Source organism: Mycoplana sp. MJR14 (assembly GCF_029210525.1).
GTDB lineage: Bacteria > Pseudomonadota > Alphaproteobacteria > Rhizobiales > Rhizobiaceae > Mycoplana.
Window position 1 is genome coordinate 615,550 of sequence record NZ_JARGEO010000001.1, and the last position, 23,149, is coordinate 638,698.

Annotated in this window: 17 protein-coding genes; 6 read left to right on the plus strand and 11 right to left on the minus strand. The window is 62.8% G+C overall.

Annotated features, from left to right (window positions below; genetic code table 11):
• Positions 1–81 precede the first annotated feature (81 nt).
• From P0086_RS03050 to P0086_RS03100, 11 genes are all read right to left on the minus strand, one after another.
• Positions 82–2,469 carry a glycoside hydrolase family 3 C-terminal domain-containing protein gene (locus P0086_RS03050; protein WP_275782377.1) on the minus strand — a complete coding sequence of 796 codons (2,388 nt, stop codon included), beginning with the start codon at positions 2,467–2,469 and terminating at the stop codon, positions 82–84.
• Positions 2,470–2,506: 37 nt separating this feature from the next.
• On the minus strand, positions 2,507–2,989 hold the full coding sequence (locus P0086_RS03055) for a MarR family transcriptional regulator (protein ID WP_112609586.1): 483 nt from the start codon (positions 2,987–2,989) through the stop codon (positions 2,507–2,509).
• A 51-nt stretch (positions 2,990–3,040) separates the two neighbouring features.
• Complete coding sequence (locus P0086_RS03060) at positions 3,041–3,637, minus strand: isochorismatase family cysteine hydrolase (RefSeq protein ID WP_275782380.1); 597 nt, start codon at positions 3,635–3,637, stop codon at positions 3,041–3,043.
• A gap of 4 nt (positions 3,638–3,641) precedes the next feature.
• Entirely contained in the window at positions 3,642–4,691 is a 1,050-nt protein-coding gene (locus tag P0086_RS03065; protein WP_275782382.1) for an ABC transporter ATP-binding protein, read from the minus strand.
• A complete protein-coding gene (locus P0086_RS03070; RefSeq protein ID WP_275782384.1) occupies positions 4,678–5,457 on the minus strand; it encodes an ABC transporter permease in 780 nt (259 codons plus the stop codon). Before P0086_RS03070 ends, P0086_RS03065 begins: the two co-directional genes overlap by 14 nt.
• Positions 5,458–5,467: 10 nt before the next feature.
• On the minus strand, positions 5,468–6,382 hold the full coding sequence (locus P0086_RS03075; RefSeq protein ID WP_275782386.1) for an ABC transporter permease: 915 nt from the start codon (positions 6,380–6,382) through the stop codon (positions 5,468–5,470).
• Positions 6,372–7,448 carry an extracellular solute-binding protein gene (locus P0086_RS03080; RefSeq protein WP_275782388.1) on the minus strand — a complete coding sequence of 359 codons (1,077 nt, stop codon included), beginning with the start codon at positions 7,446–7,448 and terminating at the stop codon, positions 6,372–6,374. The genes P0086_RS03075 and P0086_RS03080 overlap by 11 nt, the downstream gene beginning before the upstream one ends.
• A gap of 371 nt (positions 7,449–7,819) precedes the next feature.
• The gene (locus P0086_RS03085; protein WP_275782390.1) at positions 7,820–10,063 is read right to left on the minus strand and encodes a trehalase family glycosidase; all 2,244 of its coding nucleotides are present in this window, start codon (positions 10,061–10,063) and stop codon (positions 7,820–7,822) included.
• 6 nt (positions 10,064–10,069) lie between these two features.
• Positions 10,070–12,754 (minus strand): carbohydrate-binding protein, encoded by a 2,685-nt coding sequence (locus P0086_RS03090; protein ID WP_275782392.1) that lies wholly within the window; start codon positions 12,752–12,754, stop codon positions 10,070–10,072.
• Between the two features lie 11 nt (positions 12,755–12,765).
• Positions 12,766–16,302 (minus strand): molybdopterin cofactor-binding domain-containing protein, encoded by a 3,537-nt coding sequence (locus tag P0086_RS03095; protein WP_275782810.1) that lies wholly within the window; start codon positions 16,300–16,302, stop codon positions 12,766–12,768.
• Complete coding sequence (locus P0086_RS03100; RefSeq protein WP_275782394.1) at positions 16,299–16,799, minus strand: (2Fe-2S)-binding protein; 501 nt, start codon at positions 16,797–16,799, stop codon at positions 16,299–16,301. The genes P0086_RS03095 and P0086_RS03100 overlap by 4 nt, the downstream gene beginning before the upstream one ends.
• Before the next feature lie 422 nt (positions 16,800–17,221).
• Here P0086_RS03100 and P0086_RS03105 point away from each other — a divergent pair, with 422 nt between their 5' ends.
• The 6 genes from P0086_RS03105 to P0086_RS03130 all read left to right on the plus strand — a co-directional run bounded on the left by P0086_RS03105 (position 17,222) and on the right by P0086_RS03130 (position 23,149).
• Positions 17,222–18,358 carry an FAD-dependent monooxygenase gene (locus P0086_RS03105; RefSeq protein ID WP_148189591.1) on the plus strand — a complete coding sequence of 379 codons (1,137 nt, stop codon included), beginning with the start codon at positions 17,222–17,224 and terminating at the stop codon, positions 18,356–18,358.
• The gene (locus tag P0086_RS03110) at positions 18,355–19,155 is read left to right on the plus strand and encodes an alpha/beta hydrolase (RefSeq protein ID WP_275782396.1); all 801 of its coding nucleotides are present in this window, start codon (positions 18,355–18,357) and stop codon (positions 19,153–19,155) included. The genes P0086_RS03105 and P0086_RS03110 overlap by 4 nt, the downstream gene beginning before the upstream one ends.
• A 70-nt stretch (positions 19,156–19,225) precedes the next feature.
• Positions 19,226–19,978 carry an Asp/Glu racemase gene (locus P0086_RS03115; protein ID WP_275782398.1) on the plus strand — a complete coding sequence of 251 codons (753 nt, stop codon included), beginning with the start codon at positions 19,226–19,228 and terminating at the stop codon, positions 19,976–19,978.
• 11 nt (positions 19,979–19,989) lie between these two features.
• Positions 19,990–20,625: an N-carbamoylsarcosine amidohydrolase gene (locus P0086_RS03120; RefSeq protein WP_275782400.1), complete on the plus strand. Its 636-nt coding sequence runs from the start codon at positions 19,990–19,992 to the stop codon at positions 20,623–20,625.
• A gap of 57 nt (positions 20,626–20,682) precedes the next feature.
• Entirely contained in the window at positions 20,683–21,711 is a 1,029-nt protein-coding gene (locus tag P0086_RS03125; RefSeq protein ID WP_003526874.1) for a hypothetical protein, read from the plus strand.
• 124 nt (positions 21,712–21,835) lie between these two features.
• Complete coding sequence (locus P0086_RS03130) at positions 21,836–23,149, plus strand: MFS transporter (protein ID WP_275782405.1); 1,314 nt, start codon at positions 21,836–21,838, stop codon at positions 23,147–23,149.

A 23,149-nucleotide genomic window follows, 5' to 3' on the forward strand; every position in this document is an offset into this window, starting at 1 on the left:
GCACATCTGCCCTAGCCTAGCCCACGCGAGCGAAGTGTCGGCCGGCGTCGGCAGCAAGACCGACGGGATCAGGCGAGAGGACTACCGCACCTGTGAGCCCAACTCACTGCCGGCGGCTGGGCCACGGCTTTCGTTGTTGAGATCGTACAGCAGCTGTGCAACGTCCTCGTTCGAGATGCTGTCGCCGATAAACCAGCTGAGGCTTTCATGAAAACCGAGGAAAGAGCCGCGAACTTTTTCCGTGATGTTCCTCGCTTCATCGGCGGAAAGGGAGAGCTTCTCGGCAATGAATGCTCGCACGGTCTCGGTCGCGCCCGCATCGGACAGGATTGTCGAGGTTGGAGTATGCGCGGTGAAGACGGGCGGGCGGAGTGGCTCACTTCGGCAAGGGACAAGCTGAGACAGCCGAATGTCCCGCGATGAGGCCGCCGCCTCGATGACAAATGCCTCCGCCTGCAAAACCCAGCTACCGCGCGACGGGTCGAAATACTGGAAATCACGGGGCGCGAGGCGAAGCGACACCGATTTGCGTTCCCCCGGCTGAAGAGCGATCTTAGCAAACGCCTTGAGTTCTCGTATGGGCCGCTTCAGGCCGGGTACGACGGGCTGCACATAGATCTGCACGATCTCCTTTCCAGGCATCGGGCCTGTATTGCGGATCGTCAGCGTAACGCTGCAACTGCTGCCGGGCAAGATCTCGGTGGTGTCTATCGCCAGATCCTCGTAGGCGAAAGCCGTGTAGCTCAGGCCATGCCCGAAGGGAAAGGCCGGCGCAACTTTCTTGAGATCGTAGTAGCGATAGCCGACGAAGATGCCCTCGCTATAGAGGTGATGGCCGTGCTCGCCCGGATAGCTGTGCCAGCCTGGGATATCCTCCATCCTGACTGGCATCGTCGCCGACAGCTTGCCGCAGGGGTTCTGTTCTCCAAAGAGAATGCGCGCAATGGCTTCGCCGCCCCCCTGGCCGGGGTAGAAGCAGGCAAGTGCGGCATGCACCGTTCCCAGCCACGGCATCTCAACGGCATCGGGCATGGTGAGCACGACGACGAGCTTGTCTGCGACACCCGCCAGCGTTGCGGTCACCGCGTTCTGCGCGGCCACGATATCCAGCGTGTCGCGGTCGTTACCCTCACCATTGCGCCCCTTTTCGTTTTCGGCAAAGACGATGACTGCGTCAGCGTCCCGGGCGCGCTCGCAAATCCGGGCGACGTGCGCCTCGATTTCCATTGCCGTCCCGTCGGGCGAGGGCAGGTGTTCAACGACAAACCGCCCGGCCGCCCGTGCCTCGATCTGCGACAACGGGATATCGACGAGATAGGGATTGGTGGTTGCCGATCCGGATCCCTGGATCTGCGGGTTCACGGCGCCGTCACCAATGATGAGAAGGCGCCGCATCGTAGCCGGGTCAAGCGGCAGCACCGCTTTCTCGTTCTTCAAGAGAACGATCGATTCCGCCGCAATGTCGCGTGCGAGCGCATGATGTCGGTCGAGGTCCGCACCGGGCACGGTTGGCTTTGCAGCGAGACATTTGCGCACGAAATCGAGCATCCGCCCGCAGGCGGCATCGACAGCCTGCCGGTCGACCTCACCGGTTTTCAGGGCGGCCAGCAATTGCCCCTTGCGCGGTTTGCTTTCCGGCATGTCCAGCTCGGTTCCCGCTGCCAGCGACGCCGGGCGATCCTTGATCGCATGCCAGTCGGAAACGACCAGCCCTTCATATCCCCATTCCTGACGCAACACCTGCGTAAGAAGCCAGTGGTTTTCCGCCGCCTGCACGCCGTTGACGGGATTGTAGGCGCTCATCACGGTCCATGGCGCGCTCCGGGCGATCGCCCGCTCGAACCCGGCGAGGTAGATCTCGCGGAGCGCCCGCTCGCTGACGTCCGAACTGGTGTTGGTGCGGTCGATTTCGGAGTTGTTGCAGGCGAAATGCTTCAGCGAGGCGCCGATACCGTGGTCCTGCAGGCCGCTTATCAGGGCTGCGGCAAGATCGCCGTTGATGACCGGATCCTCGGAGTAGTATTCGTAGGCGCGACCGGCCAGCGGCGTCCGCCGGGTGTTGATCCCCGGTCCGAGGAGAAGCTGGACACCCATCTGATGGCACTCCGCGGCGAGAGCTTGTCCCATCCGGTAGGTCAGATCGTAGTCCCACGAGCAGCCGATCAGGTTGCCGTTTGGAAAGCAGGTCGCCGGAAGGGTCGTGCCGAACATTCCCGTGTCGTCGTCGGCATCCTGGTTCACGACCGCGAGAAACTGCTGCAAGCTGTCTTCGTCGTCGTTACCCGCGTCGATCTGCGTCGTGGAATAGCGCACGCCGTAGGTTCCATCCGTCATGATGACCGACGGAATGTTCAGGCGCGCGATCGAGGCAGTCTTCCAAAGCCCCCGTCCACTGAGAATATCGACCTTCTCCTCGTCAGTCATGGTCGCAATGACATCCGCGACAGTGACGTTGGCATCCTGGAACATCACGATTTCCTGCAATTTCTGTCGGTCGGCTTGGCGCTCAGCTGATCTTCCGCAGCAATTCCATCAACATCATCTGCTCTGCCGTGCTCAGAGGCCTGAGCGTTTCCCGCGATATTTCCAGGGCAACCGAAAGGTTGCGCTGGACGATGGCGATGCCCTCCTCCGTCAGCGTGAGCACCAGCCGTCGCGCGTCGCTCGGATCGGGGGCGGTGTTGATGAGATTGCGCTTTACCAGCCTATCCACCACGCCCTTGATCGTCGCCATGTCCATGGCCGTTTCCCGTCCGAGGCTGCCCTGGGAACAGGGCTGCATTTCCTTGAGCTTGACCAGAGCCGCCCATTGCGTGGTCGTCAGCTTTTCCGCCATGAGTCCGGCGAAGATCGAGACGTGACGCTGGTTGGCCTGGCGAAGGAAAAAGCCTATCTGTTCGCCGAGCGCATACTGGTCCGATCCCGCAGGCCCGGTGCCGTTTTGGGTTGGCTTGCCGGACAGGTGCTGCTCGTTCGAGCTTATGTCCATCCAAAGGCTCCTCAATGGTTGGGCGGTCTTCTATGCCGGGCCAACGCGTCGCTACCGTTTCCACCGCTCAAGAATGGCGGTGGTGGTCATGAGTTGGATTTGCTCAGGCAGTCGTGGCACAAGATGCTGCAACACGGCGTCATGAGCCAGGGGGTCGGCACTTCCGAGTGCATCGGTTGCCAGCACCACCCGATATCCGAGATCGACTGCTGCCAGCAGGCTTGCGTAGACGCACACATCCGTCTCGACGCCTGACATGATAACCGTGTCCACCTGTTCGCCAGCAAGCCTCTCTGCGAAACCAGGGACTGCGAAGATCGAGTAGGTGGACTTGTCGACGACCCAACCCCTGGCGGCGATCGATGAAAGCGGTTCGACCAGATCGAGCATTGCCGGATCGAGCACATCTCCCGTCATCATGTTCCAGCGGTCGAAGTAGGACTGCCAGCTGCCGGAAGCTTGCTGCGCATTGGCAGGCACGACGAATCGGGCATAGACGGTCCTTTCGGGCCAAGCCTCGCAAAGGCGAACGACGTTTGGCAAAATGAAGCCGAGCGAGGGCGTGTGCCAAGGCGTGTCCTCCGCAAAGAGCCGTTGCATGTCGATCGTGACATGCAACGCATTGTTCCAATGTCCACGCCCGGGCATCTGGTCAGTTCGCCACTGCGATCGTGTGCTCCGGCGACCAGCTCAGGCTGACGGTTTCGCCTTCGCGCAGGACACGGCCATCGCGATTTTGCGCAAATAGCTTCAACGGCAGCCCATCCGGGGTCTCCAGGATGTAGGAGAGAACAGGGCCGGCATAGATGACCGTCGTAATGCGCGCCGAGAGCCGGTTCGGCGGGCTGTCCGCTGTCGCCAGCGACATCTTCTCCGGGCGGATCGCCAGCGTGACGTCCGCACCGTTGCCAGGCAGCGCGCTGTCGCTGCGCACGACCGTGCCGTTGGAGAGCCGGACTGCGCCGTTTTCGACCTTCCCGGAAAGAAAGTTGGAATCGCCGAGGAACTCGGCTGCAAAACGCGTCAACGGCCTTTCGTAGACCGTTTCCGGCTCGCCGATCTGCACGATGCGGCCACGATCGAGGATTGCGACCTTGTCGGAGAGCGTCAGGGCTTCTTCCTGGTCGTGCGTGACGAAGATGGTGGTCAGGCCGCTTTCGCGCTGGATCCGCAGCAATTCCACCTGCATCTCCTGCCGCAGGCGACGGTCAAGTGCGGAAAGCGGCTCGTCGAGAAGCAGCACGCTCGGCTTGATGACGATGGCCCGCGCAAGGGCAACACGCTGCTGTTGGCCGCCGGAGAGCTGCTTGGGCGTGCGATCGCCGAAGCCGGACAGGCGCACCATCTCCAGGGCGCGATCCACCTCCTTGCGGGCCGCCTCTCCCTTGATGCCACGGCGTTCCAGGCCGAAGGCGACGTTCTGCGCGATCGTCATGTGCGGGAACAAGGCGTAGGACTGGAACATCATGCCGATGTTGCGGCCCCAGACCGGCACGTTCGTCACGTCGTTGTTGCCGATCATGATGACGCCCTCGTCGGGCTTGATGAAGCCCGCGATGATGCGAAGAAGCGTCGTCTTCCCTGAACCGGAAGGGCCGAGCAGGCTGGTGAATGATCCTTCCTCAAACTCGGTGCTGATATCGGTGAGAACCGGGATGGGGCCATAGGTCTTGGCGACGGACTTGACTTTAACGTTTGTCACGGGTGTCTCCGGGTTTGGCAAAGCGCGCAAAGATCAGGATGGTGGCCATCGAACCGAGCAGCAGCAAGGTCGAGATCGCATTGATCTCGGGCGTGAAGCCCTTGCGGATTGCCGAGTAGATTTGCACCGGCAGGGTTGTGTACCCGGGCGTTGCGAGGAAGTAGGAAATGACGAACTGGTCCAGCGAGACCGCAAAGGCGAACAGCGCCGCACCGAGGATGCTCGGATAAAGAAGCGGCAGCGTTACCGAGAAGAAGGCATGAACTGGCGTGGAGCCAAGGCTCATGGCCGCCTCCTCGAGATCCGCGCGCACCGTCTTGAAACCCGTCCCGACCACGAGAACGACATAGGGAATGGCAAGCGCGACGTGGCCGATCAACAGGGCGTGCATGCCGCGCCCGATGCCGCTCCAGTAAAAGAAGATCAGCATCGCCGTGCCGGTGATCAGCCACGGAATCGCAATCGGCGGCAGAAGCAGGATCTGCAGAAGGCTTCTTCCGCGGAAGGTCCGGCGCGAAAGCGCGACGGAAGCCATCGTACCAAGCGTGGTGGCAATCACTGCCGTAGTCAGCGCGATGATGATGCTGTTCGCGCCGGCCTTCAGCAGGGGCTGGTTTGCAAGCAGAGCCTCGTACCAACGCGTCGAGAAGGTAAAGGGCAGTTCGTAAAGTGGCGACTCGTTGAACCCCATCGCCATCATCACAATGATGGGCGTGTACAGGAACACCAAAATCGCGATCAGGTAAAAGCGTCCGATCTGTTTCATGGCGTGATCCTCAACCCGCAGTGCCGCGGCGCAGGATGCCGGAGAACGTTGCGAAGATTGCCAGTACGACTGCGAGGAGCGTGAACGAGAGTGACGCGCCGAGCGGCCAGTTGAAGGCTTGCGTGAACTGGTCCTCGATGACTGTTCCCATCGTGACGCCGACGCGCCCGCCGAGAATGCGCGGTTCCATGAAGGAGCCAATGACCGGAATGAAGATCAGCACGGCGCCGGAGATCAGGCCGGGCGCGGCCATCGGAATGAGGATCTTGTAGAGGATCGTCCACCAGCGCGCGCCGAGGCTGGCGGCAGCTTCGATGATGGCGTCGTCAATCGTCACGAGCGCGATGTAACAGGTGAGGATCATATAGGGCAGATAGCCATGCACCAGCCCGAGCACGACGGCGTAGCGCGTGTAAAGGATGCTGATCGATCCTGCATCCGGGGCAACCATGTGCAGCAGATTGTCGAGAAAGCCGTTTTCCCGAAGCACCATCGTCCAGGAGAAGACGCGGACCAGGCCATTGGTCCAGAACGGCAGCAGGATCAGCACAAGGAGCGCCTCGCGCGTCTTGCCGACCGTCGCGCGCACCAGGGCAACGGCTGCGAGAAAGCCCAGAATGGCGCAGAACAGCGTCGTCCAGAAACCCATCATGAGCGAGTTGAAGCCGATCCGCAGAAGATAAGGCTGATCGATGAAGGCCCGGTACTGCTTCAGCGTGAACTCGACCGGCGTCTTGCCCATCGGGGTGGCCGACATGAAACTGAAGGCCAGCATGGTAAGCAGCGGCAGGAAGACGGCGAGCGTGAGCCAGCCGTACGTCGGCAGCAACAGCGCCGTCGTCGAGACCCAGGCGGGAAGGGGGCGCTTGACGCGCGAATCGACGGATCCGCGCGTCTGCGCCAGGGCGAGCTGGTCATTCTGCATAGAAGGCTTTCACTTCCTGCCAGACATTGTTGAAGGCCTCGCGGCGATCGTCGGGCAGTGCCGACATGATGCTCATCGTCTTCAGGTAATCCGGGTTGTGGACCTGGCGGCTCAGATCGTCGGCCGGCAAGCTGTTCAGTGCAGAGGAGTTCGAGGATGCGGGGGCGCCGACCTTGGTTGCCCATTCGACATAGAAGGCCGGGTCGATCATCCAGTTGGCGAAGGCAAGCGCGCCCTCCGGGTTCGGTGCGGTAGCGGGGATGCCAAGACCGTCGACCCAACCCACTGCGCCCTCTTTCGGAACGACGAATTCGACAGGCAGTTTCGAATTGCGCTTCGAGCGGACCGAGCCGCCCGACCAGAAGATCGACAGATCAAACTCGTCGGCGGCGAACGACTTGTTCCACTGGTCCTCGGTCGACCAGAGGAGCTTGACGTTCGGCTTGATCGACTTGAGGGCCTCTGTCACTGCAGCCAGATCCTGCGGATTGTTCATGTCCTGGCCGGTCATCAGCGCACCGATGCCGACATTGATGATGGCGTCGTCGTCCATTGCCACGCGACCCTTGTAGGTCGCATCAGCAAGCGCGTTGTAGCTCTCCGGCTTCGGCTTGCCCTCGCGGATCGCGAGCGCGGTCATGCCCCAGACCCACGGAACGGCAAAGCCTACGCCGTCCTTGGAGAAATTGGGGTTGCTGCGCAGTGCCTCATCGACGGTCGCGGCGTTGGGCACCTTCGAGAAATCGATCGGCTGCAGCAGGTCTTCGGCGACGGCCTGGGCGCAGCGTGCGGCGTTGAGGACGACAAGATCGTACGCGCCGGGATTGGTGCGCATCTTGGTCAGCATCTCGGATTCTGAGCTGTAGTAGTCGTGCACCACGGTGATGCCGGTCTTTTCGGTGAACTGCTTCAGCGACCAGGCCTCGTCGGTGCCGTAGCCCTGCCAGTTGAGCACGGTGATCTGACCTGAAGCAAAAGCCCTGCGCGGCAAGAGTGAGAAGCTTGCCCCCGCGGCCAGTGTAGCCGTCATGAGCTTCAGCGTATTGCGTCTTGAAAATTCAGCCATTGTTGCACCCCTCTGGTGGACCTGCTGTTGTTAACAATCGCGGCGGCAGCCATCGATTGCGGTTGTTCACCACACCATCCGGAATTGGCGGACAGTGGGAAAAGAGTTGCCGAATTTAATTCGTACACGAATTAAATGTTCAGGGTGCTGGAAGAGTAAAAAAGATAAAACGCGCGCAGGCAACCCGCCTCTGCTACCGAAACAGAGAGCCTGCCTACCACTTATGCGCATTATCCCAGTCAGTTGCGACGCGGCACATTTTGCGCTCGGTCGAAACTCCTGCTCAAACCCTCTGAACGTCGGCTGTACGTTTGTTATTTTTATTTGTGTACAAATTAGTAAGACAGAATTTCCTTCTGTCAAGTTCTTCCTCATGAAGGCGCGGTAAGCGCGGTCGAAAAATGAACGTCAAGCGTCCGAGCAGCACCCGCAGGCCCAACCTCGATCTGCAGGTCGCCGCCAACGAGGCTCCAGCGCGCTTCCGCTCCGTTCAGGCGGACGGCCACGACTGACATGGCTTCGACATCGACGATGCGGATGCTGCCGGCCGCATCATCCGCACCGATGACGCAACTGAAACCGCGGGGCCATAATGCGATGTTTGACAGGCGCGTCTGGAGGTCGGTCGCGAGCCTCGGCTTTCCGTCAAGTTCCAATGTGAGAAGTTTGTTCTCGACACGGATACCGAGTTTTCCCATGGGCGACAGCATCGGTCCGATGTTTGTATCGCGACCGGGATTACGGATTTCCCATCCGTTCCAGGGATCGAAATCGACCACCTCGCCGACTGCCATCAACGGCAGCAAGGCCGCCCATATGTAGAAGGGATCCGTATCGCCCTGGTCCATCGCCTCGCCGGTCGTGGCGTTGTAGTTCTCGGCGGCGATCCGGTGCTGACGCCAGGACTTCATGAAAAGCGCGTGGCTCATCTCCGCGAGGCTCGTCGCTTCAGCGTAGAAGCCGTATCGCCGCAGGCCAAGCCAAACCATGTAGTTGACGTTCGGCCAGATGCGCCCACGCCAGTAAACGTTGTCGGCGAAGGCCGGATCGTCGCGCGTGACGTTCGGCAGGCCGAATGTCCCCGCAAAGGTACGCTCGTCCGCAAGGTGCTGAAGCAGGAAGGCGGCCTGCTCGTCGCTGGCCGCACCGCAGAACAGCGGATAGAAGCTTGTCGGCGACAGCGAGCGGACGAAGCCGCCGTTGCGCTGCCGGTTGGCAAAGATCTTGCGGCTGTCGTCCCACAACTCCTCGCGGATCAGCCTGCGGCTGCTTTCCGCGATCGCCGCGAACTCGCTGGCATCGTCAGGATGGCCGAGAATTTCGGCCACGCGCGCCAGTATTTCCGCATCGAGCGCGGCGGCGCAGTTCAGGCCGAGATCGAAGGTTGAAAGCGTCCGCGTCGCCGGATCGTAGATCGCCTCGTCATGGGTCGGCGAATTGTCCATGCCCGTTTCGTTGCGGGCACCGAAGGCGGTGCCCTTGTAGAGCGCCTCGCCGACGTCGGATGTGCCGCAGGAGAGAAGCCCGCGCTTTTCGGGGTCGCGGCTCTTCCTCCACCAGCGTTGATTGCGGGCGAGGGCCACATAGTTGGCCTCCAGAAGGGACCGCTCGCCGGTACGCTGATAGAGCTGCCAGACGGCAAGGGCGCCGTGCGGCGGCTGGCTGCGATCCACCCAGGCATCGTTCGACGTCACGATGCAGGCGATGTTGCCTTGCGGTGTCGCTCCCGCCAGCGCTGCAGCCAGGTTCTCGCGCGCCAGATCGGCGTCGAACGTTCCTGCCAACTGCGCGGCGAAAATCTGGTCGTTGTACCAGACGGCGAACTTGCCGAGATTCCAGATCCGCGTGACTGCCGTGTAGGGGCGGGCGTTGGTCGCATCCCAGATGGTGTTCCAGGCAACGACGTCGCGAATGGCGTCAAGCGATCCGGCAAAACGGCCGGCATGATCATCCGCACGACCGGCCGCGGTCTTTCGCGTCAGTTCGCCCCGTGCTTTTTCGATGGCAAGTTCGGCACTATCCGCGACGGCCGCCGCATATGCACCATGGCGCATCATTTCCAGATTGAAACGAAGCGCAAGCACAGGAGCGTCGTTGCTTCGGCTGCCGAGATAGAAATAGCCATTCGTTTCGAGGTCGGCCCGCAGGGCATCGAGATCGTCATGCCCCGTCACCTGGACCGGAGCATCGGCGCTCGCCACCGCGACGTAGCGCGTTCCAACCTTGACCAGGGCCACGCCATCATCGACACGATACTGCACGCTTTCGCCGCCCTCGGACGAAATCGCCAGAGCGATCCAGAACCGGAGCCCCCATTCGCCGCTGGCCTTGCCGTGCCACTCGCCTCTTATGGCGAAGGGATCGGCCTTGTCCCAGGAAAACGCAACCGTTGTTCCGGCGTGATCGGTTTCCAGCTCTATGAGCGAACCGTCGATGGCGTGCCGGCCCAACCTTACGGCGTCACGCCGCGGCTCGATCGCCGAGGTCGTTCGCGTCCGCGTCGAGTAAAGGATGGGCGTCACGCGCACGCCAAGCGGCAAGAACACCATTTCGGCGGGCCGATCGGACCAGGTATTCCAGGCGCGTTCGATCGGGACTGTCGCATGTTTCAGCATGGTCGCTCAGCTTTCCTGAAGAAGGACGAGGCGGGGAGGAGCGGTCAGTCCGCTCGGGTCCTGCATGTCGCCCTGATAGGGTGTGTTGCGGTAATAGCGGTTGGCCGCCGTATTGGACACGGCAATTTCCAGGCGATGGCGACCCCTGGCGAGCCGGCCCAGTGCGAAACGGTAGGGGCGCCAGCCACGGCGCCCGCATAAGCGTCCGTCGACCCGTATCGAGACCGCCGTATGCGCCTCCGGCACCTCGACCAACCATTCGCCTTCCGTCTCGATCGCGATCTCGCGGAAGTAAATGCCGGTGCCCGAGAAGGAAGCAAAGCCCTGCTCCTCCCATCCGGCGTCGACGGAAAGCGAAACGGATGGAGGGCCTCCATCGACGGCGAAGTTCCAGACCCCGTCCAGAACCGTCGAGATGCCATCAGCCGATGGCAGGGACGACAGGGCCGAGGCGCATTGGCCAGCGGCCGCGCCTGGAAAAAAGCGAAAGCATCGCAGCTCCTGCGCCTCCAGCGCCACGGAGAGCCTGTCGCAATCCGCAAGCGCGGCAATGTTCCCGTCCGCCGGAGACCACATCTCGCACCGCATCGCCGAACCGAGCGCGATCTCGCAACCGCCGGGGTCCTCGCCGTCGTTGAACAGCACCACCCGCCAACCGCCATCGGGTTCGGCGCCGATCCATGTCCAGGGTCTGCGCGGCATGGTCGCGCTGATCGTCACTCCGCGATCCGGCAGGTCGGACACAAGTTTTGCGAGCTCCTGAAGTGTCGGCGCGTCTGCAGAATGCGTCGACGGCAACACGGTGGCGGAAGCGGTGGTCGCTTCGCAACATGTGCGCGGCAGATCGCCCGAGGACCAAACGCGCCCGCCATCCTTGCCGAAGCGGTCGAGACTTTGCAGCACGGCGTCCGATTTGAGGACCGTCACCGAAGGCAGGACGACCGCATCGAATGTGAGGCCCGCAGCCTCGATTTGCCCGTTGCTCACCTTGCCTGCTGCAAGATCGCTTTCGCTGACGATCGTGAAGTCGCAACCGAGCTCCAGAAGACCTTCGCACCAGGCGCCGACGTGGCGGGCATGGCTGTGGCGCGGCCCCTCCGCCCAGGCCGTGTGCAGCGGATAGAGAATGGCGACGGGCGCAAGCGGCTTCGCCGGCTCCATGAAGGCCGAGAGCCGCGCCGACTCTTCTGCGAACAGTCCATGATAGGGCCACCAGGGCTCGAAGTTGATGCCTGGCGCAAAGTCGAAGCGCGGATTGGTGAACGGTGTGGGATCGTCGTCGCGGCCGTCTGTCTGGTAGACCCCGTGCCAGACATGCTGGCGCATACCGAGGCAATGAAGGCGGATGACGTGGGCGCGCAAGGTCTCGAGCGTCAGCTCCCATTGTCCGGCCGCCCGCACCGGGGTGCGCAACGCGCTGGCATAGGTTTCGACGGCGCAGCGGCTCCGGCCGTTGGCCCGGGCAACGGAATCGCCGAGCTTCGGAGCAAGCTGCGGGATGAAATTGTTGGCGTCGACAGCGGTCCCGTCCCGGAACGCATCGATACCGAAGAAATCGACAGCGGGTGCTACGCGCGGATCGATGCTGGTGAAGCCGCCGTTGAGCGACCAGGAGCTGACATGCGGCAGGATCTCATGTCCCGTGAGGGCGATCCCGGTCCGCTCACACCACTTGCGCAGCGTACCGAAGAATGCCTCGTTCATTCTGCTGGAATAGGCAGCGAAGAATTGCGCACGCAATCTCGCCGTTTCCGCCCCGACCTCATGTACCAGCGCCGCCAGGGCCTTCGCAAAGGAAAGCCCGGTCTCCGCTTCCACCGCTGACGGCAGTGCCTGCGAAAAGAGCAGGCTGTTTCCGAGGTGTCCCGAGATCTGGTCCCACCGATAGAAGCCGGCGGCGGGCTGGTCGTAGAAGACGAAACCCAGCGTATCCGGCACGAATGCCCGCAGCGGCTCGATCAAGGGTTCAAGGCCGACTTCGATAAACCGGCTGGCGGCCTCGGGAAGGAGATAGTTGATCAGCCGCGAGGTCGCCGAGCGGGCGCTGACGAAGACGGTGAGCACATGTCCCTCCGGAACCGCGCCGTCAAAGGCAAAGCGGCAGCCGGTGGCATCGCTGCTGACGATGTGCGCCTCACGCGTCACCTCGACGATCTCATCAGGGTCATGAGGGACGGCCGCAGCGCTCAGGATCGCCGCCTCGATCCTCCACTCGCACCACTCGACCCGGCCTTCCTCATACTGCCAGGCAAGAATGTCGGCGCCCATGCCGTCAACGAACGGCGGGCGTATGCCGCTGATCTCGCCGTCGCGATCGCTGCCGGCGGACCAGAACAGGTGGCGTTCCCGCAGATGGTCGTGCCCTGCGACGGTTCTTCCGCCCGCATGGCCGCTGATCCAGTTGTAGTCGTCGTAGATGCCGGTCTTGAGGCCGAGCTCAGCAGCGATCGCAATCGCGCACCGGTAGGCGGCGATGAAGGGAGGAGACAGGTAATCCGTAACCGGCATCGCCAGCCGTGCCTGTATCAGCACGGTACCAAACCCCTGCGCCTTGAAGTCTGCAAGCTGCGCGCGGCAGGCCGCCTCGTCCGGCACCGAATGCCAGAACCAATAGGCCGACGGCATGAAGGCGTGAGGAGGCTTGCGGAAAATGTCCTCCCCCGGCCGCTCCAAGTGCCACTGCTGGTGCACGACAAACCTCTTCAATGGGATGCCGCGTTGACACGCTGCATGGCCGCTGCAAAGTCGTCCCACGCAGGCTTGTCCGGCGCAAAGCGCGCGCGGACATAGGCAGCGAGGTCTTCCAGTTGCCGATGGTCAAGTGTCTGCCTGAAGGACGGCATCGACATGACCTCCGGAGCCTCGCGACCCGTCGTCTGCGCCAGGATGGCTGGCGCCTCGACACCGTTCAGCAGGGCCTGCAGAAGGTTGTCCGGCGTGTTGGCATGGAGATTGGAATTCAGCGCCAGCGACGACAGAATCTTGTCGTCGCCGTGGCAGGAAGCGCAGGCGCCATTGAAGAGGCGCTCGCCCCGCGGCGAGATCCGCGCCGCCTCAATCCTGGCGGCGTTGGTGGCGGCAATAGCCGCCTCGCGCTGCGTTTCGGCCTTGTCCGGGGTGGCGTCGGCGTTCAGGCTCGCAAGGTAATTGGCCATTGCGCGTATGTCGCTGTCGGGAAGCGGCTGCATCGCCTTGACGACGTCGGCCATCGGCCCTGCGGCACTGCCGTGCTGGCTCGAGTGCCCCTTGCGCAGGTAGTCGAAGAAGGCGTCCTCGGTCCAGCCGACGGGCCCCTTGGCGAGGGCATTCAGAGCCGGTGCTTCCCACCCGTCGGCGAAGCCGCCGGAAAGATGCGCCGCACCGCCTTTTTCCGCACCGAGGACATTCCGCTCGGTGTGGCAGGCCGAGCAATGGCCCAGCGTTTCCACCAGATAGGCGCCGCGGTTCCATTGGCTGTCGCGGCTCGCATCGTACTTGAACGGCTCGGCCTTGTGGAACATGGCGTTCCATCCGGCCATCATCGGCCTGAAGCTGTAGGGGAACTTCAGCCTGGTTTCCGGCGCGCGCTGGGCCACCGGCTGCTGGGAGGTCAGATACGCATAGAGTGCTTGCAGGTCGGCGTCGTCTGCGCCGGCGAAGGACGTATAGGGGTGGGCGGGGTAGAGGTGGCGCCCGTCGCGGCTGACGCCTTCGCGCATGGCACGCTCGAAGGCAGTGTATGACCAGCCGCCAATGCCGTTCTCCACATCGGGGGTGATATTGGTGGCATATACGGCGCCGAAGGGCGTGTCGAAACGACGACCTCCGGAAAATGGGGTCCCGTCGTTCCCGACATGACAGACGTTGCAGGCGCCGGCCGCGGCCGCAAGGCGGCCACGCTCTATCGTGGCCGCACTGTAGACGTCGCTGCCGGGACGCTCGATGCTCGGGATGGCAGGCCGCCAGGGCGATGCCATCGTCGCCAGCCCGGACAACGCCGCGACCCCGCCAGCCACCGAAAGGCCGATGTTGCGCCACCACCGTTTCCGGGAAGCAACTTGCGGACGGCGCGGCGCGTCGGCGTTCAGCCCTGCGAGAATTTTCTCCGGCGTGAAGGGCAACTCACGGAAGCGGATGCCGGTCGCGTCGTAGACGGCATTCGCAATGGCGGCCGCACTCGGGACTGAGGCGGATTCGCCCACGCCGAGCGGCGGCTCGTCCTGCCTTGGGATCATCAGCACGTCGATATCCGGCACTTCCGGGAACGTGATCAGCGGATAGCCACCCCATTCCTTCGAGGTCACGGCGGTCGAGGAGAAATCGACCTTCTCCTTCAGTACGCGGCTTGTCGACTGGATGATGTTGCCGTGGATCTGGTGTCGGACCCCGTCGGGGTTGATCATCAGGCCGGAATCCTGGCCGCAGATGACCTTGGTCACCGCGACCTCGCCGGTCTTCTTGTTGACCGCGACGTCGGCCACCCAGGCCGCCCAGGCGGCGGCGGTTCCGGGAAACTTGCCGTGCACGTAGACGGCATAGGCGAAGCCCCGCCCATAAAGCAGGTCGCTTTCGCCGCCCAGCGTGCCGTGCGTCGTATGCGGAACCCACTTCGAACGCTCGGCGACCGCACGCACGAGGTCGACCGCGCGCGGGTCGTGCAGATAGCGCAACCGGTACTCGATGGGATCGATGCCGGCTGCGGCTGCAAGCTCATCGACGTAGCATTCGTGCGCGAACGTATTCGGCATCGCAGAGACGCCGCGAAACCACGAGGCGCGCGCGATCGGCGGCATGTCGTGGACAGTCACCCGCAGATTGCCATAGGCGTAGGGCGGGATTGCTGTCCGGTCCCCCATCTGCACGACGTCAGCTATGGGGGGCACCTTGCCCGTAAGAAGGAGCGGCAGCGTGGGTGCGAGGTTGGAGGGGTAGCGCGTCTGGAAATCGTAGGCCGCCGGCCCGCCTTCCAGATCCAGACCTCCGCGAACGTCCATCACCTGGGCCGCACCTTTCGGCTCCCAGGCATGCTCCTGCTCGCGGGTCAGCTGGACGCGCACCGGCGCGCTAACCGCGCGCGACAGAAGGGCGGCATCGGCGGTCACGTCGTCAGCGCAGTTGCGCCCGTAGCAACCGGCCGCCTCGAGCCTTTCCACCACGATGAAATCTTCGGGGATGTCGAGCAGGAGGGCCAGATCGCGGCGCATCGGAAACGGATTCTGCGTACCGGACCACACCGTGAGCCGACCGTCGCGATAGTCCGCGACCGCGCAGGAGGGACCGATCGAGGCATGCATCTGGTACGGCCAGACATAGGTTCGGTCCATCGGCTGCGGGCTGGCCGCCAGTGCGAGATCGACATTGCCCCTGTCGGCAAGCTTGCGTGGCGTCGCCGGATTGGCGCGAAGGGCGTTCTCGGGGGAATTCAGGTCCGGCTGATGGGGAGCAGGGCGCCAGTCGACCTTTAGGCTCCGCGCTGCTTCGGCCGCATTCTCCTCGCGCGTGGCCACCACGCCGACGAAGTCCCCGATCGCCACGACTGCGACGACGCCGTCGATATGAGCGACAGATGCCTCGTCCACCGCAATCAGGCTGGTTCCGACGTGGTCGCCGTGATCGAAGCCGGCGTAAGGCGGGCGAACAACACGGCCATGCAGCATGCCCGGCACGCGCACGTCGTGCACATAGGTCCATTTTCCGGTCGCCTTGGCGGGGATATCGACACGCGGCCGCGACGCGCCGACCAGCCGATAGGACGAGACCGGCTTGACCGGAGCATCCGGGTCGATCTCCAGCCTTATGTCCTCGCCGGCGATCAGGTCGCCGATCGGAATGTTCCAGTTCTCGCCCTCGCTCCCCCGGATCACCCCTTCGTCGAGGATGATCCTGTCCCTTGGCGCGTCGAGGTGCGCAGCCGCCTTGTCGAGGAGATAGGCTCTGGCCGTGGCGCACGCCTGCCGCAGCGGGATCGCAGTGACCTGAATGGTTTCGCTCGCGATCGTGGCACCCTGGTCTGGGCCAGTCCGGGTATCGCCGAGGATCATCTCGACATGGCTGAACGGAACGTCCAGCTCTTCGGCCACGATCTGGGCCAGCGATGTGCGTATTCCGGTGCCGAGGTCGACGTGACCGTTGAAGGCACGGACGACACCGGCCTGATCGATCGAAAGATATATGCGGCCGTCGGCGCCGGCAGCGTACACGCAGAGCTGCCCGGATGCCTCTGCCGTAGCGGATCCGTGCTGTTCTTCGTCCCCGATCATGCCTGCTTCTCCGCTTCCGACGCCGGTACGGCTTGACGCTCGGACTGCGCATAGCGCACTGCCCGCCGCGCCGCCGCCAAGATTTCCATATGTGTTCCGCAGCGGCAGAGGTGATGCCGCAGAGCTTCGCGAATATCGGCCTCGTCGGCGTTCACCTTCGCCGCGACAAGGGCCGCAGTCGCGATGATCATTCCGTTCAGACAATAGCCGCATTGCGCGGCGGCCTCCTCGATGAAGGCACGCTGCACGGGATGGAGTTCCTGGCCCGTGGCCAACCCTTCCAGTGTGACGACCCGGCGATCGCCGATCGCGGAGAGCGGTATGGTGCAGGAGCGCACTGCACGCCCATCGACCAGAACAGCACAGGCCCCGCATTCGCCGAGCCCGCATCCGTATTTCGGCCCGTTCAGGGCCAGATCGTTCCGCAGGATGTAAAGAAGAGGCGTCTTTGGATCGGCCTCGATGCTGCGGGCCTCGCCGTTGACGTTGATTTGCATCGGTATTGCGACCACCGGATCATCCCCGGCCGCAACAGCGGGGTGCCCGGTCGTCCGGCTGCGCAAGCGTTAGCCGGCGCAAAATGGCAATAGCGGCCATAGTCACTCCCATTCCCGCGACGGAACGGCCGTCGACGTCAGATTTCGATTTGCACTCCGATGCGACGCGCGATCTTCCGTCACGCGTTCTCCGGGTGCGCCCCTTATATTTGTAACCAGCGTATACGCTATAAATTGACGAATGGCAATGACGAATAAGGATGACAAAACAACAGAATCGAGCGCATCAAGTTGAAACATATGCGCGATCCGTCGCCCGCTCCGCCATTTTGCTATTGTCATTTAAAGTGTACACGCTTATTATCGCGCCAACAGCAAAAGCCAAAAAGGCGGCATTCGGTTCGTCGCCGCGAGGGGTCATCATGGCGGAAAGAAAAGAGAAAATCGCAATTATCGGCGCCGGTCTCGGCGGAGCTGTCGCCGGCGCGCTGCTCCAGCATTCCGGGTTCGATGTCGATGTTTACGAGCAGGCGCCCAGCTTTTCGCGGCTCGGAGCGGGTATCCACATGGGTCCGAACGTGCTCAAGATTTTCGAGCGGTTCGGCGTAGACAAGCAGGTTGTCGCAATCAGCAGCACGCCGAGCCACTGGTTCAGCCGCGATGGCCTTACGGGTGACTACCTGTCCCGCATTCCCCTCGAAGGCTACGGCGCGACCTATTGCACGGTCCACCGAGGCGACCTGCAGGCGCTGCAATGCGATCAGTTGAAGCCGGGCACGCTGCATTTTGGCAAGAAGCTGGTCCGCATCGACGACAACGGCACCGACGTCATGCTGGAATTCGAGGACGGAACGTCGGTGCGCGCGGACATCGTCATCGGTGCCGACGGGATCAATTCCAAGGTGCGCGAAACTTTGCTCGGCTTCGAGAGGCCGAACTACAGCGGCTGGGTTGGCCATCGCGCCCTGATCTCCGCCGACAAGCTGAAAAAGTTCGAACTGGAGTTCGAGGACTGTGTGAAATGGTGGGGTCCGGACCGTCACATGATGGTCTACTACACCACCGGCCGGCGTGACGAATACTACTATGTAACCGGTGTCCCACATCCCGCCTGGGAGTTCGACTCGGCGTTCGTCGAAAGTAGCCGCGAGGAGATGGCGTCCGAGTTCGAGGGCTACCACCCCGTCATTCAGGCGCTCATCGAATCCACCGACGAGGTGACGAAGTGGCCGCTCTTCAATCGCAATCCGCTGCCGCTCTGGAGCCGCGGCCGCCTGGTGATGCTGGGCGACGCCTGCCATCCGATGAAGCCGCACATGGCGCAAGGCGCTGCCATGGCGATCGAAGATGCCGCCATGCTGACGCGCTGCCTGGAGGAGACGGGGATCAGCGGCTACGCCACCGCCTTCAAGCTCTATGAGGTCAACCGCCGCGACCGCGCCACCCGCGTTCAGACGGTGTCCAACGCCAATACGTTCCTGCTGCACCAGGAGGACCCGTCCTGGGTTTATGGGTATGACGTCTATGCGCAGCCACTGAAGAGCGAGAGCGCAGCATGAGCGGGCAGTTCCTGTACGGCGCGAATATCTTCGCCAACGGTATCCGCCAGCACTATCTTCGCTATGGCGGCAAGGGGAGCCCGGTCGTGCTTGTTCCGGGCATCACGAGTCCGGCCATCACCTGGGGATTCGTCGCGGAACGGCTTTCGGCAAACCACGATGTCTATGTCCTGGATGTACGCGGCCGGGGACTTTCCTCGACCGGGCCCGATCTCGACTACGGCCTCGATTCGATGGCCTCCGACGTTGTCCACTTTGCGGAGGCGCTGAAGCTTAACGCTCCTGCGCTGCTTGGACACTCGATGGGTGCCCGCATCGCGATCCGCGCGTCGAACATGAAGCCTGCGGCGTTTTCTCGTGTCGTGCTCGTCGACCCCCCCGTATCCGGTCCCGGACGGCGACCCTATCCGAGCAAGCTGCCGTGGTACGTCGATTCCATCCGGCTTTCCCTGAGGGGCATCGACGCCGAAGGCATGAAGGCCTTCTGCCCGACCTGGACGGACGAGCAGCTGAAGCTGCGCGCCGAGTGGCTGCATACCTGCTACGAGCCGGCGATCGTCACCGCGTTCGAGGACTTCCACAGGGACGACATCTTCCCCGACCTCCCGAAGCTTTCGGTTCCTGCGATGCTGATGGTGGCGGGACGCGGCGGCGTGATCGAGCAGGCGGATGTTGACGAAGCGCTTGGGCTCAATTCCGCAATCGAGATCGCCCGCGTCGAGAACGCCGGCCATATGATCCCCTGGGATGATTTCGACGGCTTCTTCGCCGCACTCGGTGACTTTCTCTCCCGCTGATGATGACGGCTGCGGCGTTCTTTGGACGCCGCTCGTTCGAATGCAAGCCTGATACCAGAGGACAAATTCCGTGCAGAACATCTATAGAATCGGCCAGATCGTTCCCAGTTCCAACACCACGATGGAAACCGAAATCCCGGCGATGCTGACGGCGCGTCAGTCCATCCGCCCGGAGCGCTTCACCTTTCATTCAAGCCGCATGCGCATGAAGAAGGTCGTGAAGGAAGAGCTGGCGGCGATGGACGCCGAGTCCGACCGCTGCGCCGTCGAACTCTCCGATGCCCGCGTCGACGTGCTGGGCTATGCCTGCCTGGTCGCCATCATGGCAATGGGCCTCGGCTATCATCGCCAGTCCGAGGTACGGCTGAGGGGACGCACGCAGGAGAACGACACGAACATTCCGGTCGTCACCAGTGCCGGCGCGCTGGTCGAAGGCCTGAAGGTGATGAACGCCAAGAAGATCGCGGTCGTCGCGCCCTATATGAAGCCACTGACCGAACTCGTCGTGAACTACATTCGCGAGGAGGGCTTCGAGGTCATGGACTGGCGGGCCCTGGAAATCCCGGACAATCTCGACGTTGCCCGCCACGATCCGGAGAACCTTCCGGCAATCGTCCAGACGCTCGACCTCTCCGAGGTGGACGTCATCGTGCTGTCGGCGTGCGTGCAGATGCCTTCGCTGCCGGTGATCGCCAAGGTCGAGGCGATGACGGGCAAGCCGGTCGTGACCGCAGCAGTCGCGACGACATACTGCATGCTGAAGGCACTTGGGCTCGAGGCGGTCGTGCCGGGTGCCGGCGCGTTGCTCTCCGGCGCATACTGAGGGAGCCCGCCATGCAGAGCGCCGAAGCCAACTACAAGGGTGTCTGGGGAAACCGCATCGGCTTCGGCCAGCGCCCGGCTCTTCTCGTCATCGATTTCCTCAAGGGCTATACGATCGAGGGTTCCCCGCTTTATGCGCCGGGCGTGGTCGATGCAGTCGCCCGCACGCCTCACCTGATCGAGGCGGCCCGCCGCACCGGCATACCGGTGATCCACACGCGGATTCTCTATCTGGCGGAAAATTGCGCCGACGGCGGCATCTGGGTCCAGAAGGCGCCCGTGATGAAGGCCATGGTCGCGGGCAATGAACTCGCCGAGTTCTGCGACGAGGTGGCGCCGGCCGCCGGCGAACTGGTGATCGTCAAGCAGTACGCCAGCGCATTCTTCGGCACCAGCCTCGCTCCGCATCTTCACGCCCAGGGCATCGATACGGTCGTGCTCGCCGGTTGCTCCACGAGCGGCTGTATCCGGGCCAGCGCCGTGGATGCCGTCCAGCACGGTTTCCGCACGATCGTCGTCGGCGACTGCGTCGGCGACCGTCATCCCGATCCGCACAACGCCAATCTCTTCGACATCGACAGCAAATACGGCGATGTCGTCTCCCGCGAGGAAGCGATCACAGCCTTCGGCGGCGCGAGCTGTCCGTAGCCCTAGACGCAGCGTTACGAACGAAAACAAGAACAGCCAACCAGAGGACCGACAAAGATGGACAGAAGTGTATTCACGGAACTGTGCCTTGAGCAATTGAAGCAGAGCGGCGTTCATGAAGGTGAAAAGGTCGTCGTGCTCTCGCAGGGAGACGAGCGGCTCGACTACGCCGATGCGTTTTTGGCAGCCGGCCAGCGCCTGGGCGCGCGGATGTACCATCTGCGCCTGCCTGCACCGCTTCCCGGCGATGGAAGCTGGGCCGTCGGCCAGACCGGGCTTGCCGGAAACCCCGAAGCCGTCGAGGCGCTCAAGAAGGCGGACATGGTGGTCGACCTGATCTTCCTGCTGTTCAGCCCGGAACAGATGGCGATCCAGGCCGCCGGTGCGCGTGTCCTGACGGCGGTCGAACCGGCGCCGCTGCTCGGCCGGCTCATGCCGACAAAGCAGCTTCGCGAGCGTGTCGAAGTCGGCGTGGAATACATGAAGAAGGCCAAGACCCTTCGCATCACCAGCAAGGCGGGTACTGACGTTCTCTACAAGATGGGCGTCTATCCGACGGTCGGCGAATACGGTTGCACCGACGAGGCGGGTCGCTGGGACCATTGGCCGGCGGCCTTCGTCTTCTCGGGTGCTGCAGACGACGGCGTCGACGGCCAGATCGTCCTGGCACCGGGGGATGTTCTTCTGCCGCTCAACATCTATGTCCGTGAACCGGTCATCTACACGATCGAGAAGGGCTTCATTCAGGACATCCGCGGAGGCCTCGAGGCCGACCTCATCAAATCCTACATGAAGACCTTCAACGATCCGCGCGGCATGGGCATGTCGCATGTCGGCTGGGGGCTGGACCACCGCGCCAACTGGCACGGCCTTTGCGACTTCGGCGGCGGCATGGGCATGGAACTGCGCTCCTTCTACGGAAACGTCATGTTCTCCACCGGCCCGAACAACGAGCTGGGCGGCCCGAACGACACCGCATGCCATCTGGACATTCCGATGCGCGGTTGCAGCCTCTTCCTCGATGACGAGCCGATGGTGCTCGACGGCGACATCGCCGTGAAGGAAATGCAGCACAACTTCGGCTGACCCGAGTTCAGCCGAACAATTCCCTGGCCGCCCGACGATGGCGGCCAGCAACGTGACGTTAGATCACGGCACGCGCACAGCGAGGCGCGACAAGAAATGGCATCAATCGACATGAGGGGTCTCCATGCAATCACCAGTTTCAGTAGAACAAGCAATCCAAACCGCCGGCGTCGGCACGTTCCAGCGTCGCCTGTTTGTCATCTTCGGTCTCGTCTGGGCCGCGGACGCCATGCAGGTCCTGGCAATCGGCTTCACTGCGCCATCGATTGCTGCAAGTTTCGGCATTACCGTTCCGCAAGCCTTGCAGACCGGCACGATGTTCTTTCTTGGAATGCTCATCGGCGCCTTCGTATTCGGCCGTCTCGCCGATCGTATCGGTCGCCGTCCGGTTCTCTTTGCCGCCATTATCCTGGATGCCGTGTTTGGCGTCGCCTCGGCCTTCGCACCCGACCTGCAGTGGCTCTATGTTGCACGCTTTCTGACAGGTGTTGGTGTTGGCGGCACACTGCCCGTCGACTATGCCATGATGGCCGAATTCCTGCCCTCCGATCGTCGCGGGCGCTGGCTCGTTCTGCTTGAGGGCTTCTGGGCCGTCGGCACGGTCGCACTTGCCATGTTGGCCCTCGCTGCAGGAAGCCAAGGCGGTGAAGCATGGAGAACGATCTTCTTCGTCACCGGGCTTCCGGCCCTCATCGGGGTGGTACTGCGGTTTTATGTGCCCGAATCTCCGCTTTACCTCAGCCGAAAAGGAAAGTCGGCGGAGGCCCGTCAGGTCCTTCAGCGGGTTGCGAAGGCCAACGGCAATACCACGGAAATTCCACCGCTGATGCCGCAGAAGCCCGAAAGCAAATCACTCGCCGCCCTGCTATCGCCTGAACTCCGTCGCCGCAGCGTTTTCTTGATGCTGGCCTGGTTGCTGATCTCGGTTTCCTACTACGGCGTGTTCGTCTATCTGCCGGTCAAGCTGGCGAATGACGGGTTCGGCTTCCTCCGTGGTCAGCTCTTTCTGGTGCTCCTGGCAATCGCCCAGTTGCCCGGCTACGCGCTGGCTGCCTATGGCGTCGAACGGTGGGGCCGCAAGCCGACCCTGATCGGCTTCCTTCTGCTGAGCGCCGTCGGCACATTGGCATACGGGCTGGGGCAGACACTGGAAGTGGTGGTGAGCGCGTCGCTCCTCATGAGCTTTGCGCTGCTTGGGACCTGGGGTGCAATCTATGCCTTCACACCAGAGGTCTATCCGACGGGGCTGCGCGCCAGCGGCATGGGAACCGCAGGCTCTGTGGCACGCTTCGGCGGCCTGCTTGCACCCTCAATCGTCGCACCAATCATGAGCAGCAGCTTCGGACTGGCGCTGGGTATCATTTCCGGACTTCTGCTGCTGGGGGCGCTCAGCGTTTGGCTGATCGATGTCGAGACGAAAAGCCAGGCACTCGAATGA